Annotated in this window: 14 protein-coding genes; 1 reads left to right on the top strand and 13 read right to left on the bottom strand. The window is 44.8% G+C overall.

All coding sequences use genetic code 11. The annotated features are described in order from the left end of the window. Positions 1–116: 116 nt before the first annotated feature. From V6W81_RS03100 to V6W81_RS03065, 8 genes are all read right to left on the bottom strand, one after another. Positions 117–428 (bottom strand): ArsR/SmtB family transcription factor, encoded by a 312-nt coding sequence (locus V6W81_RS03100; RefSeq protein ID WP_056697254.1) that lies wholly within the window; start codon positions 426–428, stop codon positions 117–119. A 107-nt stretch (positions 429–535) separates the two neighbouring features. After that, positions 536–1,117, bottom strand: a complete 582-nt coding sequence (locus V6W81_RS03095; protein ID WP_338541512.1) for an NAD(P)H-dependent oxidoreductase — start codon at positions 1,115–1,117, stop codon at positions 536–538. 162 nt (positions 1,118–1,279) lie between these two features. Continuing rightward, positions 1,280–1,702 carry a MarR family winged helix-turn-helix transcriptional regulator gene (locus V6W81_RS03090; protein ID WP_338541511.1) on the bottom strand — a complete coding sequence of 141 codons (423 nt, stop codon included), beginning with the start codon at positions 1,700–1,702 and terminating at the stop codon, positions 1,280–1,282. A 239-nt stretch (positions 1,703–1,941) separates the two neighbouring features. Beyond that, a complete protein-coding gene (locus V6W81_RS03085; RefSeq protein WP_251384497.1) occupies positions 1,942–2,652 on the bottom strand; it encodes an NAD(P)H-dependent oxidoreductase in 711 nt (236 codons plus the stop codon). Between the two features lie 426 nt (positions 2,653–3,078). Beyond that, positions 3,079–3,537, bottom strand: coding sequence for a DUF523 domain-containing protein (locus V6W81_RS03080; RefSeq protein WP_338541510.1), 459 nt, complete (start codon positions 3,535–3,537; stop codon positions 3,079–3,081). A 57-nt stretch (positions 3,538–3,594) separates the two neighbouring features. Beyond that, positions 3,595–4,947, bottom strand: a complete 1,353-nt coding sequence (locus V6W81_RS03075; protein WP_338541509.1) for a hypothetical protein — start codon at positions 4,945–4,947, stop codon at positions 3,595–3,597. Next, positions 4,944–5,525: an RNA polymerase sigma factor gene (locus V6W81_RS03070; RefSeq protein WP_338541508.1), complete on the bottom strand. Its 582-nt coding sequence runs from the start codon at positions 5,523–5,525 to the stop codon at positions 4,944–4,946. The genes V6W81_RS03075 and V6W81_RS03070 overlap by 4 nt, the downstream gene beginning before the upstream one ends. Positions 5,526–5,692: 167 nt before the next feature. Further along, on the bottom strand, positions 5,693–6,427 hold the full coding sequence (locus V6W81_RS03065) for a class I SAM-dependent methyltransferase (RefSeq protein WP_338541507.1): 735 nt from the start codon (positions 6,425–6,427) through the stop codon (positions 5,693–5,695). A 165-nt stretch (positions 6,428–6,592) separates the two neighbouring features. Here V6W81_RS03065 and V6W81_RS03060 point away from each other — a divergent pair, with 165 nt between their 5' ends. Next, positions 6,593–7,951, top strand: coding sequence for an MATE family efflux transporter (locus V6W81_RS03060; protein WP_338541506.1), 1,359 nt, complete (start codon positions 6,593–6,595; stop codon positions 7,949–7,951). Positions 7,952–8,079: 128 nt separating this feature from the next. Here V6W81_RS03060 and V6W81_RS03055 read toward each other — a convergent pair whose 3' ends face one another. The 5 genes from V6W81_RS03055 to V6W81_RS03035 form a co-directional block, all read right to left on the bottom strand. Next, positions 8,080–8,436, bottom strand: a complete 357-nt coding sequence (locus V6W81_RS03055; RefSeq protein WP_430700994.1) for a FlxA-like family protein — start codon at positions 8,434–8,436, stop codon at positions 8,080–8,082. Positions 8,437–8,718: 282 nt separating this feature from the next. Continuing rightward, positions 8,719–10,107 carry a GH1 family beta-glucosidase gene (locus V6W81_RS03050; protein WP_338543926.1) on the bottom strand — a complete coding sequence of 463 codons (1,389 nt, stop codon included), beginning with the start codon at positions 10,105–10,107 and terminating at the stop codon, positions 8,719–8,721. A gap of 100 nt (positions 10,108–10,207) precedes the next feature. Next, the gene (locus V6W81_RS03045; protein ID WP_056697275.1) at positions 10,208–11,026 is read right to left on the bottom strand and encodes a carbohydrate ABC transporter permease; all 819 of its coding nucleotides are present in this window, start codon (positions 11,024–11,026) and stop codon (positions 10,208–10,210) included. Next, positions 11,026–11,919 (bottom strand): carbohydrate ABC transporter permease, encoded by an 894-nt coding sequence (locus V6W81_RS03040; protein WP_056697277.1) that lies wholly within the window; start codon positions 11,917–11,919, stop codon positions 11,026–11,028. Before V6W81_RS03040 ends, V6W81_RS03045 begins: the two co-directional genes overlap by 1 nt. A 421-nt stretch (positions 11,920–12,340) precedes the next feature. Continuing rightward, positions 12,341–13,684 (bottom strand): ABC transporter substrate-binding protein, encoded by a 1,344-nt coding sequence (locus tag V6W81_RS03035; protein WP_338541504.1) that lies wholly within the window; start codon positions 13,682–13,684, stop codon positions 12,341–12,343. Positions 13,685–13,980: the final 296 nt, after the last annotated feature.

Below are 13,980 nucleotides of genomic sequence, written 5' to 3'. Positions count from 1 at the left end.
TCCAGATATATAGATTAATAAGACGATAAAAATATATGGATTACTCATGATTAGCCGTATACTTCGGACGGAATACCCGTTGCAGTTGCATTCTTGCTTCCGTCCTTGCGCACGGCTTATAACTCATGCTGCACATAATCGGCAAATTGACGAATGATTTCTTCATTGCGGCGATAATAAGTCCACTGTCCCCTGCGCTCTGAGAGCAGCAATCCGGCTTTCAGCATGGTCAGTAAGTAGCTGGATATGACAGATTGAGCAAGTCCAGCCTTCATCTGAATCGTTCCGACACAGATGCCATTCTTCCCTCCATCCGGATGCTGGGATAATTCCAGCGGCGAAAAGTGTTGCTCCGGGTTTTTGAGCCACAACAAAATCTGTCTACGTGTCTCGTTGGACAATGCTTTAAATATGAGTATAGGTTCCATGGGTAGATTATACCCCCTTTCTGCTGTTTTGCAAATAATTGAACAAACAGACCGACTCGTACCATTACGAATCGGCCTGATATACAAGCAACTTGTTATGCAATTATTTAAAATTTAGTGCTAACAGTCTGTTTCACTTGCTCCAACATCGCCTCGTAAGCCGCGGTGTCCAGATAACCAATGCTTCCGAACAGCAGGTGATCGACAGCTTCGATGCCAACAAAGTCGAAGATCCCAACATCAGAAGTAACTTTCAAACCAGCTGTCATGCCGATCTGATCGTACACCTCGCTTGGCGTACCATGTGTATTGATGATCAGTCCTTTTTTGCCAGTCAGTAATTTCTCAATTCCTGCTTCACCTGCTACATAAGCGAATCCGTAAGCGAACACACGGTCAACGTAACCTTTCAGGATCGCTGGAAGTCCTGTCCACCAGATCGGGTAAATAAACGTAATGGCTTCAGCATCAGCAACATACTTCTGCTCTGTAGCAATGTCCTGCGGAGTCTGTCCTGCACGCATCGAAGCCGTATCTGCTTCAGTAAGTACAGGCTGGAAGCCCAGTTTGTACAAGTCACGAACAACAACCTCATGGCCTTGTGCTTCAAGTGCCTCTACAGCCGTGTTTAAGATCGCGTTATTCAAACTACCTTCGTGTGGATGTGCATATACGATAAGATGTTTCATTCAAAATTCCTCCAATTTAAGTTGAGTATAGTTACCTATAACCTGCTTACAAAATTTCGCTACAATTACTTTGTATCTACAGCTTCTGTGCATGGATAAACACATATACATAGACATCTATGTTTATGTATAAAAAAATACTTTGCATCCATCCGCAAATAATTACATCTTGCGGACGATGCTAGACAACAGGAGCTCAAGTTGCTCTGCCTGTTCGTCAGACAGACCCGAGTATATCATCTCATTGATCTGTTTGGAGACCTGGTTAAACACCGGTTCCAGCTTCCGCCCTTGCTCTGTCAGGCGAATCATCGTTACACGGCTGTCTTCTGCACTCTTATGCCGCTCGACATATCCCAGCTTCTCCAGCTTGTTCACCAGCACAGTCACCGTGGGTTGGGTTCGCTGCACTCGCTCAGCCAGCATCTTAATGGATAGTGCCTCTTCGCGGTAGAGAAACATCAAGACGTCACCATGAGAAGGGACAATGCCCGTCACCTCATGCTGTTCTAATTCATGTACGATTCGTTTATTAACGTGATCCCTGATTCTTGCGATCAAGGCACTTGCATTATATTTTGGCATGAGCCCATTATACATAGATATCTATGTATTTGCAAATAGATTATTTTTATGCCGCTATTATGGTTAATTACCGCACATTAACTGCACTGTACACCAACGAGCCTCTGTATTCCTTTCGCAGGTTCCCACAGAAGCTCGATGCACAATGCATACATGATGCATAACTAGGTTCATTATCGTTCATAGATACATACGTCAGTATATATACAGCCTATCTAAAACAAGATTATTTTATCGCATTACTCGATCCATTGTGTAATGTTATCCAGTGACTTTCTCGTCTTCTCCCGTGCTGGATCTTCTTCACGATAGCCAAATGCAGCCATCACCGAGATATTCCATGCTCCATTCTCCAATAATCCTTCATCTTCCAGAATCTGATGCACTTTCTCATAGTCATAACCTTCAATTGGACAAGAGTCGATTCCAATCAGAGCGGCAGCAGTCATCATGTTTCCGAGTGCGATATACGTTTGTTTAGATGCCCAATCAAACAAGGTACGCGGTGTTTCGAACAACCGTTGGTTATTCTGGAATTTGCCATATGCTGCGCTTGTCAGTTCAAATACATCATCAGGCATGCCTTTGATCTCCTTCAGCATGTACTCCGCATACGGCGAATTATAACCTGCATCCGTTCGAGCCAGAATGACCATGAAATGACTTGCTGTAGCTAATTGCTTCTGGGCTCCGGTGGACACCTCGGACAACCGCTGACGCAAAGCTGGATTCTGCACAATCAGAAACTTCCACGGTTCAAATCCAATAGAGCTTGGAGATAAACGTCCCGTCTCTAGAATATATTCAAAATCCTCTGCTGGAATGGTACGTGTAGCGTCAAACTGTTTTGTCGCATGACGGAAGTGATAAGCCTTTAATACATTTTCCTTCATGATTTCTTTGCTTGAATTCTCCACAACAATCCACATCCTTTTCTCTACTTTGTTCATTATCCCTAATCCATATATATTGAACTAAAGAATATTTACACTTGCCACTCCGATGACAGAACAACCTTTCGGTCGCTGTTACCTCCAGATTTCTGTTTCCCTTTTCCAAAGGGAAAATCCAAGGATAGCTTATGCTTTCATGTAGCTTTCTTGCAGAAAGCTTTCAGGCGAAGCGTATGCTTTCGAAGTAGCTTTCTTACAGAAAGCTTTTAGCTTCGCTTCTCCGTGTTATTTCTGTCCTCTCCGTTTTCGTGTAAATGTTTAGTTCAATTTATATAGCTATAATCTTGGGACTTGGAACTCTAGGTACTATTCTAGTGTTAATGTTCCCAAATAGAAAGTACGCACAATAATGTTGCTTAGTTTATAAAAGTAAGTATAGTTGTAGCTATGCGATTCGTTCCCCCAATTGAGGATCTAGAGGAACTACAGTAACGCCATGAACTCATTTTCGGAAATTACCGTAAATCCCTCTTGTCGAAGTAATGCTGACGTAACCCCTTCTCCAACTACCTTGTGATTATCAAAGCTTCCATCATAGATCATCTGTGTTCCACATGACGGACTGTACTCCTTGAGCACTACACAGCTTACCTCCAGTTTCCTCGCCCATTCGAGCGTCTCATAGGCGCCCTTGATGTATAGATCCGTTACATCTCTGCCACCTTTCTCGATGACCTTAGCTGTGCCATCCAGCACATCCTGACCTGTTCCGCCGATAATCTCTGCAGCCTCTCGTGGTGTAACGAAACCACCTAGTAGTTCTGGACAGACCATTTTGGCTTGATCCTGAGCCACAAGCTCCCGAATTCTCTCATCCAAACTTGCTGTACCGTTGTATCGACAAGCTACTCCTGCAAGACATGAACTCACCAAATACCTCATCTTCTTAACCCCTTCTCCTCGTTCCATGAACTATGAAGAAGATTGTACCATATCGCATTATTGTGAGCCGTTCTCTTCGCGCTGGATTCTCTCGATCATCGTAATACGTGCATCCTGAGTGTATCGAATCTGAATTTCATCCTTCGTTCCCGATGGTTCCTCTGAATCTGTTGTGGATTTTGAATCTGTTGTACCTCCTGAATCTGTAGTACCTTCTGGGTCTTCATTACTTTCTGGTCTGAATGAAGCCATACCCAGGTTGCTAGAATCTCGATAAAATGTGTAGTCATTCAGATCGATATTAAATATTTGTTTGATTATTGGTGCTGCATGTTGTCTGATTATCTCTTCTTCTACACCCAACAATTCCTCAATATATCTCTCGTGATCTTCCATGGTCTTCAGTTCGGGTGTATACCCTTTGTAATCCATCACCATATAATGAGTACTTGCCTTGCCTTGGATACTTCGTACAAAATAATGATCGCCAAAAGTTAAATTAATTGATTCTTCAGACAGATCATCATCTCGGGTATAGTTAACCCCACGCAGAGGCAACTTTGACTCACCAGATAAGCCCTTAATGGCCTCTTGGGCAGTCTCCAATATCTCAGCTGTTACTCTTGCTGTATTTAACGTCAAATCTCCCGAGACGTAAATAGCCTGATCCTGCCTCCATCTAATCTCACCATAGGACTCATCCTTTTGCAGTGTTAATGATGTATTCATGATGGGCATAGCCTGACCTTTTTTCATTATCGCACTCCGCAGCACCCTTACCGGCTTCATGCTGCTGTCACTGCCAATGTCCGCCAATAACCCTGGAATCTGGCGTACAAATCGATGCTCCAGCCGATCCCCCGGAATCTCACCTCTCATATTCAGCTCAACCAAGGCTCCCGTCTCTCCATCCAGCCACATCTGAGCATAATCGGTTTCTAGCTCCTGTCCTGCCTCGACGTAGACCCAGCCGGTAATAGGCCCCTTCTTCGCGAGGGTCACCTCTAATTGCTTACCAAGATAGTCTCTCATCGTTATCGCAACCGTTCTTTTCATCTTGTCCGTTAGCAAGCTCATGCTAGGATCATCTGACAATTGTAACGAAGCTGTAGGATAGAACCGCTCCACAACAGGTTCAACGATCTGCCCATTCCAGAGAATAAATGCACCAGCTAACGCGGCAACCACGATTCCACCCATGACTGAACCTGTACGAAGACGACGTTTACGTAGATTCATACGACCATTTGGTATACGACCAGGAGGGTGTAATGCACCCGTCTGTTTCGGAGTTTTCTGGCTCCAAGACACCTGTCGGAGTACATGCTGTTTATGTTTTTCTGTAAAAGGAGACTCCGCAAATGGCTCCTTTTGGATTTCTTTTTCCCAATCGTCATTCGGATGTTTCATGATTCGCTCCGCTCCTTCCATTGCTTTTGTACTTTGGCTTTCCCACGTGACAACCTAGATTTCACCGTACCTGTGCTAATCCGCAGCATTTCCGCAATCTCATTGGTATGAAGCTCATACTTGAGATGTAGCAGCAGAATCTCCCTGAATTTATCCGGCAGAGCCATCACGATATCCCAGATCTCATGTACATGCTCCTTGCTCAGCACTTCGGCTTCAGCGGATGGGTGTGCATACGTCTCAGGGATCATTTCCCGGCCTGTTGAATACTCTTGTTCTGTCTGAATAGATAGGGTCTCTCCCCATAAACTGCTGCGAAAAAATCTCGATTTGCGGTATGTAAATGTCGTATTTCTTGTGATTGTCAGCAGCCATGTCTTTAATGAGCTTTCCCCGCGAAAATGGGCAATCCCGGAGTAAGCTCGGATAAATACTTCCTGCGACACCTCATCTGCCAGCTCTGTGCTTTTGGTCAAAAAGTACACATAATTCCACACATCATTACCATAGTCATCCATCATATGACTTAACGTGTAATTGTCGATCGTCTGGGCATGTGCCAGAAATTGATAGTCCAACTGTTGTTCACCTCACATAATAAGACTGAGCCCAATGGAGTTTGGTTCCCCAGTTCCCTAAATTTTTCCTTACACCATTCATTCAAGCTGCCTTCGATATCAAAATAAACCAAATAGCATGCCCAGATATTCTGAACATGCTGCTATGCCAATCAGCTAGAAGCCAGCTATACCTTGCTTGCTGCAATCATGAGAAACATCGGGCGACGAAGCTCATCCCGCATACCCGGAACTTGCTCTACCATATCGCTTGAAGGTTTAGATTCAGCGACCTGCTGAATGACGAATCCAGCATCAATCAGTTCATTCAGATGAGTTGCTACAGTTCGGTGATATTTCACCACATCCTGGTCTAGAAAACGCGCTACACGTCTGCCCTCTTGTTGATAATGGTCAACTGGCCAGTGCTGAATCTCACCCTGTGCCCCATAGTGCCAGTCCTGCTCGGCCCGAGCAGTGAAGATCGGGTGTTCCACGGACAGAACCAATGTCCCACCGGATTTTAGACAAGTATTGATTTTGGCATAAACTTTATCGAGTCGCTGGAGATAATGCAAGGCTAACGAACTGATCACCACATCAAATTGTTCAGGTGCAAAATCAATGTCTTCAATTGCCTGAAGGCGATACTCAATCTTGGGATCGTCCGTCATCTGAATGGCACGCTGCAGCATATTCTCAGACAGATCAATGCCTATTACAGATTTTGCTTGTTGCTGACGAGAATACCGACAATGCCACCCGAATCCACATCCAAGATCCAGTACGTCTTTGTCCTTCAGATCCGGAAGCATCGTTCGAAGCTCATGCCATTCACCAGCTGCTTCTAACCCCTGCTGAGATCGAGCCATTTGACTATAATTAGCGAAAAATTCAGGTTCATCGTATTTATTTTGTTTCATCTCATCGTGCCTCCTTATATGCAGCACATACTCTTTCCACTCTACCACAGGTAGAACATATAAAGAGGAAATTGCTAAACAATCACATCCTGTGATATCATACAGAACGAACGTTCAGTATAACAAAATGCAGAATGAACATTCAGTATATTAACGGAGGTCAACATGAATACGAACTGGTCTCACCCGCTTGAGCAACAAACTGTACGACAAGCTTTTATACGCTATCTTGTGCCCTCTATTCTCGGCATGTTAGTCGTTGGCTTCAACTTTATTATCGATGGCATTATGGTAGGTCATAAGCTCGGTTCCACGGCTCTAGCTGGAATCGGAATTGCTTCTCCAGTCTATACGTTATTTGTTGCGATGTCGCTCTGGATCGGTATGGGCGGTGCCACACTGTATTCCACACATATGGGTGAGAAGGATCTCCTGAAAGCCAAACAGATCTTCTCCAAATCCATCACCATTATTTTGCTGGCAACCCTTGTGATTGGACTTACAGCGTTTAGCTTCAAAGACGCATTGGTCTACGCCCTTGGCGCGAATGCAGAAACTTTCCCTCATGCTGCGGATTATATGAATGTTATGCTGCTTTTTGGCTTTGTATTTACGATAGAAAATGCACTGAGTATTTTTGTCCGCAATGATGGTAATCCGAATACGTCAATGTATGCACAGATCACCTTTGCTGTGGCGAATATCGTCATCAATTATGTGATGTTATATATACTGGAGTGGGGTGTTCGAGGGGTCGCTCTAGGGACGATCATATCGGCTTTCCTGGCTTTACTTGTACTGTTAACCCACTTTTTCAAAAAAACAAATCATCTCACCTTCACTCGTTTCAAGTGGAACTGGAAGTTGCTGTCTGCCATTGCACTGATTGGGTTCCCCAGCTTTCTAGCTGAACTCGGTATGTCCGTCTTTTCCGTTTCCCACAATGTATCACTCGAACGAATTGCAGGAACAGATGGCGTCGCATCATTTACCGTATTGAACTATATTCACGGGGTTGTCTTACTGGCATTTCTGGGTCTCGCTTCGGCTGCTCAGCCTCTCATCAGTTATTATCATGGTGCGAAGCAGAGAGATCGGGAAAAGCAGGCTGTACGTTTGGCGGGCTGGACGGCTGGGATATGGGGCGTTTTGTTACTGCTCATCGTACAGATCGGTGCGCCTTACTTTGTGCAAATCTTCGGTAATTTCAGCTCGACTGTCACAGATAATGCGATCTACGGCTTAAGAATATTTACGTTTGCTTACCTCTTCATGGGGATTAACTTTGTGATGAGCACATACTTTCAATCGATTGGAAACGCCAAAATGGCGATCTGGATTACAGCCGCCCGCGAGATGATCATTATGATTGCATTGATTGCACTGCTTCCCGCGTTCTTCGGCATTACGGGGATCTGGCTGGCTGTACCGCTATCTGAGCTGCTCGTTCTCATTTCAATAACCATCTATTATAGAAAACGTTCATTGGCTGAACGATTAAGCCAGTTAAGCATCCACAATTAATGTATTGATATGAATAGTCATTTGCCCGTGCCACTTTAACGAAACAGGGTACTCCCACACATCACTGGAGTACCCTGTTTCTATGTATTAAGCTGTGCTATCCATTAGATGACCTCAAGACACATCCTCTAAATTCGAATATCAAACCTACCATTGCTGTCTGTTGTAGCATTCGCAATTTGTTGCGGCGAAGCGGCTGTCATTCGATTGGCAGATGCCTCCGGTGGTGGTGCTTGCATTTGCCCGGTTGAACCGCTACTTTGAGTGCTTTGGCTAATCTGTGCCTCAATCTGCTTAATCTGCTGCTCTAGCTGCTTGGTTTTGGTTTCTTTCGTCTGCTCATCATCCTTGCTGGATTGAACCTTCTCCAGTTCGGATTCGAGTTTCGCCTTTTGTTTCTCCAGCTGGCTGGTGCTATTAGAGCTTGAAGATGTTGATGTGTACGATGTGCTAGAGCTTGTTGTGGATGAGATGTTCAAGGTCATTCGCCTCCTTATAGTGTATGTTCATAAAGGTCGGTTTTCAGTACCAAGAAGATGGGATGAAGCTAGAAATGGAGTAGCAGAGCGTAGGCAAAACTACGTGAGCAACGGATATTTCGGCTGAATCCCATATTCGACGCTGAGATGCATCAGGCATCCTTCGTAATCAAAAGCGGACTTTATGAACAACCTCTTATAGTGACTTCACTATACCTCTTGCAGCTTTAAGACACCTTAAAGTCAACTGAAAGGTTGCTGAATGACCTCATCCTACACATTCAAACTTTACCTGGTCTCTACATTCGAAAGAGTCTCGGTTTCGCTTATTTCCAGACTATTTGCTTGAATCACTTTACTGATCCACTTCGCGCTCTCCTTCGGGGTACGCTCTTGTGTTGTGTAATCTACGTAGACGATCCCAAACCGTTTGCTATAACCAAATGCCCATTCGAAATTGTCCAAAAAGGACCACACATAGTATCCATGCAACTGTCCGCCCTCTTGAATAAACCGATGGCAAGCGACCAGGTGATCTTGGATATACTGTCGACGGCTCTCATCCTTAACGACGCCATGTTCCAGCTCATCCTTCATCGCCGCACCGTTCTCGGTAATCAGGATGGGTAGACCTTGAGTATAATCACGCTGAACCCGCGTTAATAAGCGGTATAACGAATCGGGATGGATTTCCCAGCCCATATCGGTAACTGGCTCGGTGAACAGCACCTGCTCTGCCTGCAACAAACTATGGTCAGAAGCTGCTTTTATTACGCTTCGCGCATAATAGTTGATGCCGAGGAAATCACCCGGCTGATGAATTCGTTCGAGATCCCCCTCGTGGACAAAATCCATTCCTTGCGCCTGATCGCCGTACCATTCCACCATATCCTGCGGATATCTTCCATGGAAGATCGGCTCAGCGAACCAACGGTTCAGGAAGCCATCCCGCCGTGCAGCGGCGGCAACATCTTGTGGAGCATCCGAAGCGGGATCTACGTACTCCATGTTCAATGTTATACCGATCTGACCAGATAACTGCTTCTCCCGGTGAAGCTCCATCGCAATACCATGACTGAGCAAGAGATGATGCGCTGCCGTAAACGCCTCGTACCAGTTCTGGTGTCCAGGTGCATGATCTCCCGTGCCGTAGCCCAGAATGGAAGCACAATAAGGCTCATTAATGGTGTTCCACCAGCCTACTCGAGATCCAAAACGTTCCATAACGACCGACGCATATTCACGGAAATGCGCCAACACCTCCCGGTTCGTCCAGCCTCCCTCATCTTCAATCCATTGCGGCAAATCCCAGTGGTACAGGGTAACCATTGGAATAAGCCCTGCCTGCTCGATCTCATCCAGTAGGCGTTCATAGAACGCCAGCCCTTCCTCGTTGATTACGCCAGGTGCAGTGATAATACGTGGCCAAGCAATGGAGAAGCGATAGTGCTTGAACCCAAGCTTTTGAATGAGCGCAATATCCTCCGGATATCGATGGTAGTGGTCACACGCAATATCGCCATGATCTCCATCCACGACTTTGCCGGGTACACGGCTGAATGTATCCCACACAGACGGTACACGCCCACCTTCGTTAGCTGCTCCTTCAATCTGATAGGAGGACGTGGAAGTCCCCCACATAAAATCCGCTGGGAACGGTAGTACTTGCTTATTCATCATTCGGGTCACCCTTTCGCTGTATATCATCATCAATTACATCAGTATCTAAAGTCAGTCCACACCACTTCAGTCATTTGGATCAACTAGGAGACCAGGATTACGATTTCACGGCTCCTGCCATCGCACCACCTACAATAAAGCGTTGTAACACGACATATAGAACCACAAGTGGCAACGTTACGATCAAAATACCACAAGCGAGTAACGGCCAGTTATTCATATATTGACCATAGAACGTGAACAGCCCCTTGGTAACTGGTTGATAGCTCGGATCGGACAAATAAATCGTCGGCCCTATGATGTCATTCCACACGCCAATGGCTGTCAAAATAACACCTGTAGCCAAAATAGGCTTCATCAGTGGTACAAGAATGGTGAACAGGTATCTTGTATATCCACATCCATCCATAGCTGCCGCCTCATCCAATTCACGCGAAACCGATTTGATATAACCAACAAACATGAGGAAAGCAATACCCGTTCCCGTCGTTTTTAGCAAAATGTAACCGGTCTGTGTGTTATAGAGACCTAAACTATTAATCAACGAAAATTGCGGGATAAGCGGATTCGGAAGATACATCGAGACTAGGAAGAAAACGTACAAGAACGTACTGAACTTCACATATCTTCTTGCCAGCGGAAATGCCGCGAAAATGGATAGAATCAAGGTCAATATCGTTGATAGCCCCGTATAGAGCACGCTATTCCACATGTACTGAGAGAAGTTCCCCCGTGTCCAAGCCTCTGTAAAATTCTCTAATCGGAAACCCTGAGCGAGCGCAACCGGATCAATCAAATATTCCGTCTGCGTTTTCATCGATACGTTAAATAGATAGAACAGAGGGAAAATATATAACGCCAGCATTAGCAGTACGATGACATAGCTGACGATTCGAGACCATTTGCTCTGCTTCATTACATCTCCACCTCTCTTCTGCGAAGATAGAACAAGGCCACCATCGAGATAATAAATACAAACAAGAATTGGATCATAGCCACTGCGGACGCTAAACCGTAATCCGACGTTCCACTGCCAAACGCTGTAGCATATACGTCAAAGGCTAGTGTAGTCGTGTTAAACTTACCGCCTGTGAGTACGTAGATGATGTCAAAGGTTTGCAGTGCACCGATGATCGAGAGTAGCATATTGACTGTAAATGCCGGTGCAATCATGGGGAAGGTAATGTTCTTGAACGCCTTCCAGCCAGAAGCTCCATCCATATATCCCGCTTCGTACAGGTCACTTGGGATCGATTGCAGGCCCGCGAGGAATATCGTCATCGAGTAGCCCATGTACATCCATATCTGCACAAAGATAATTAATTCAAAGGCAATATTATAATCTCCGAAAAAGTTCGAACTCGTACCGAAGAAGTTCAGTACGGACTGTGCAGGTCCACCAAGTGGATTGGCAACAAGCTGCCAGATCAGACCTGATACCGTTACCCCTAGCACAACTGGTAGGAAGAACACGGCACGGTATAGATTGTCACCACGTAGCTTCTTGTTGATTAACACGGCCATGAACAATGCGACAGCATTTTGGATAATGACAACGGCAAAGGCAAAGTACAATGACCGTCCAATCGCTGCCAGCCGATCACCGGAGTTCGAAGCCCCGAAGAACGTTGCATAATTGTCTAATCCGATAAAGTTCCAGGACTGTCCCCGCACCCCCGTAGCATCGGTGAACGAGAATAGCACAGTGACAACTGATGGCCCAAAGCCAAACACAATATATAGCAATAAGGGGATACTCAAAAATAAGTACGGAATAAGGCGAGCTTTTCCTTTTCCAAAGGGATACATATGACTCACACCTTTCATCTGGTGATACGATCTATTCAAATAACGCCGGATAACAGCCCGGCTCACCCGAAGGTATTGACCCTGAGCGCTATTCCGGCGCATTCGACACAATTACCGTACCTGATGTGCTAATTCAACGTTATAAGTTCAATTAAAGAATATTTACACTAACCACTCCGATGACAGAATAACTTTCCGATCGCTGTTATCCCCAGATTTTTTTTGATTCCCTTCTTCAAAGGGAAAATCCGGTGATAGCTTATGCTTCCGATGCAGCTTTCTTTCAGAAAGCTTTCTGCCGAAGCGTATCCTTTCGAAGTAGCTTTCTTACAGAAAGCTTATAGCTCCGCTTCTTCATGTTATTTCTGTCCTCTCCGTTCTTGTGTAAAAAGTTTAGTTAAACTTATATAATTCCTTTACTTTATTTAGGCGCTGCCGCATCCCAGTCTGCCTGGGATTTTGCTGCAAGCTCCTCAGGTGTGTTAAGTGGTCCTGCTGGCTTCAACAGCTCTGCGTGTACACTGGATTCAGCAATATACTGTCCTACATTTTGACGGTTGATGAAGAGCTGATCCCATGAGAGCTTAAAGTTGTCCAGATAAGGCTGGATTTCTTTGATGAATTCACTGGTCAGAGCAACATCAGGTTGAGTCGGTAGGAAGCCTGCTACGTTGACAAAGTCCGTGTAGTTTTGTTTCTCAGACAACATCTCAAGCCACTTCAATGCATATTCCTTCTTCGGTGATTTCTCAACAACCATCCAAGTCATATCATATTTACCGGCCAAATCTTTGTTTTTCGCTGCATCATCACTACCTGGAATAGGGAAATATCCGAACTTCAGATTAGGATTCGCTGTTTGGATCGTCGTTGCATCCCATGTACCATCAGCAATCATTGCAACGCGCTCTGTCGCAAACAGTGTTGGCAGTGTACCATAGTCAATTCCCATAAAACCGTTCATTGCGCTGTTCATCAGATCTTGGGACTTCTGAAGCACTTCGATCTGTACTGGATCGGTCAGCTTAGTCTCTCCTGTCCACAATCCCTGGATATAACTCAATTGATCATCGTGAATGGAAGCTTGCAGTCCTTGTACCGCAAGGTTAATTGGCCATACATCTTTTCCTGCGAAGCCAAGTGGCTCTACGCCATTATCCTTAAGCACCTTAATTACATTTTGCAGCTCAGTCCACGTTGTTGGAACTTGAAGGTTATATTTAGCAAACAAGTCCTTGTTGTAGAACAAACCTGTGAATGCAACCTTACCCATGTTCACGCCATATACCTTATCGTTGTACGTCATGGCATTTTGCACATCAATTTCATTGTAATTTTTCACAAATGCTTGGTCAGACAGATCAGCGATCAGCCCAGCATCAATCCATTGCTTCCACATCGGATCAGCTGCTCCTGGAGACCAGTCCTGTGGTGCTCCAACAAAGCTAGATTTCAACGGGATAATATCCGCATCCCCTGAATCACCAGCATTCATCCGCGTCTGCATCAGTTGATCATACGTTGCATCGGCTGGAACCGTCGTGTATTCAACCTTTACCTCAGGATACTTTTCTTCGAATTTCTTATTGAACTCCTTAATGTAGTTGTTAATATTCTCTTGCTGCCAGTGAATGATCTTAAGTGTGACCTTCTCCTTGCCGCCGTCCGTTGACGAGCCTCCTGCCGTCTCCTCTGCATTGCTACAAGCCGCAAGAACCAAAATTAAAACGGTTACAAATGACATCATTAAAAGTTTTTTGAACATGTCTGTGTCCCCCAATGATTTTGAGATAATGTTAACGAAATCAGTTTCGTTGATTACTCACTCATTATGAATGCGACTTTAAAGTTTGTAAATAGTGGATTTTTATTTTTTTCTAAAAATGAGCAAAACCCCTTATATCATAAGGATTATTTTGTTAAACACTCCACGATAAATTGAGTTGTAAAATCCGAAAATTCATCTAAACACATACGATGTCATACAAAATTAAGCCTTCTAACGAAGTCGTTTTTGAAGACAAACTCTGTTGTAATACTGAAAACGACATGGCTGTTTCG

It is taken from the genome of Paenibacillus tundrae (genome assembly GCF_036884255.1).
Lineage (GTDB): Bacteria > Bacillota > Bacilli > Paenibacillales > Paenibacillaceae > Paenibacillus.
This window is presented reverse-complemented; position numbering and strand designations above follow the sequence as displayed.

Excerpts from the sequence above, each read along its gene's own strand:
- V6W81_RS03095 (WP_338541512.1), bottom strand. The coding sequence starts at position 1,117 with ATGAAACATCTTATCGTATATGCACATCCACACGAAGGTAGTTTGAAT.
- V6W81_RS03060 (WP_338541506.1), top strand. The coding sequence starts at position 6,593 with ATGAATACGAACTGGTCTCACCCGCTTGAGCAACAAACTGTACGACAA.
- V6W81_RS03055 (WP_430700994.1), bottom strand. The coding sequence starts at position 8,436 with ATGACCTTGAACATCTCATCCACAACAAGCTCTAGCACATCGTACACA.
- V6W81_RS03035 (WP_338541504.1), bottom strand. The coding sequence starts at position 13,684 with ATGTTCAAAAAACTTTTAATGATGTCATTTGTAACCGTTTTAATTTTG.
- V6W81_RS03090 (WP_338541511.1), bottom strand. The coding sequence starts at position 1,702 with ATGCCAAAATATAATGCAAGTGCCTTGATCGCAAGAATCAGGGATCAC.
- V6W81_RS03100 (WP_056697254.1), bottom strand. The coding sequence starts at position 428 with ATGGAACCTATACTCATATTTAAAGCATTGTCCAACGAGACACGTAGA.
- V6W81_RS03080 (WP_338541510.1), bottom strand. The coding sequence starts at position 3,537 with ATGAGGTATTTGGTGAGTTCATGTCTTGCAGGAGTAGCTTGTCGATAC.
- V6W81_RS03040 (WP_056697277.1), bottom strand. The coding sequence starts at position 11,919 with ATGTATCCCTTTGGAAAAGGAAAAGCTCGCCTTATTCCGTACTTATTT.
- V6W81_RS03050 (WP_338543926.1), bottom strand. The coding sequence starts at position 10,107 with ATGAATAAGCAAGTACTACCGTTCCCAGCGGATTTTATGTGGGGGACT.
- V6W81_RS03085 (WP_251384497.1), bottom strand. The coding sequence starts at position 2,652 with ATGAACAAAGTAGAGAAAAGGATGTGGATTGTTGTGGAGAATTCAAGC.
- V6W81_RS03065 (WP_338541507.1), bottom strand. The coding sequence starts at position 6,427 with ATGAAACAAAATAAATACGATGAACCTGAATTTTTCGCTAATTATAGT.
- V6W81_RS03075 (WP_338541509.1), bottom strand. The coding sequence starts at position 4,947 with ATGAAACATCCGAATGACGATTGGGAAAAAGAAATCCAAAAGGAGCCA.
- V6W81_RS03045 (WP_056697275.1), bottom strand. The coding sequence starts at position 11,026 with ATGAAGCAGAGCAAATGGTCTCGAATCGTCAGCTATGTCATCGTACTG.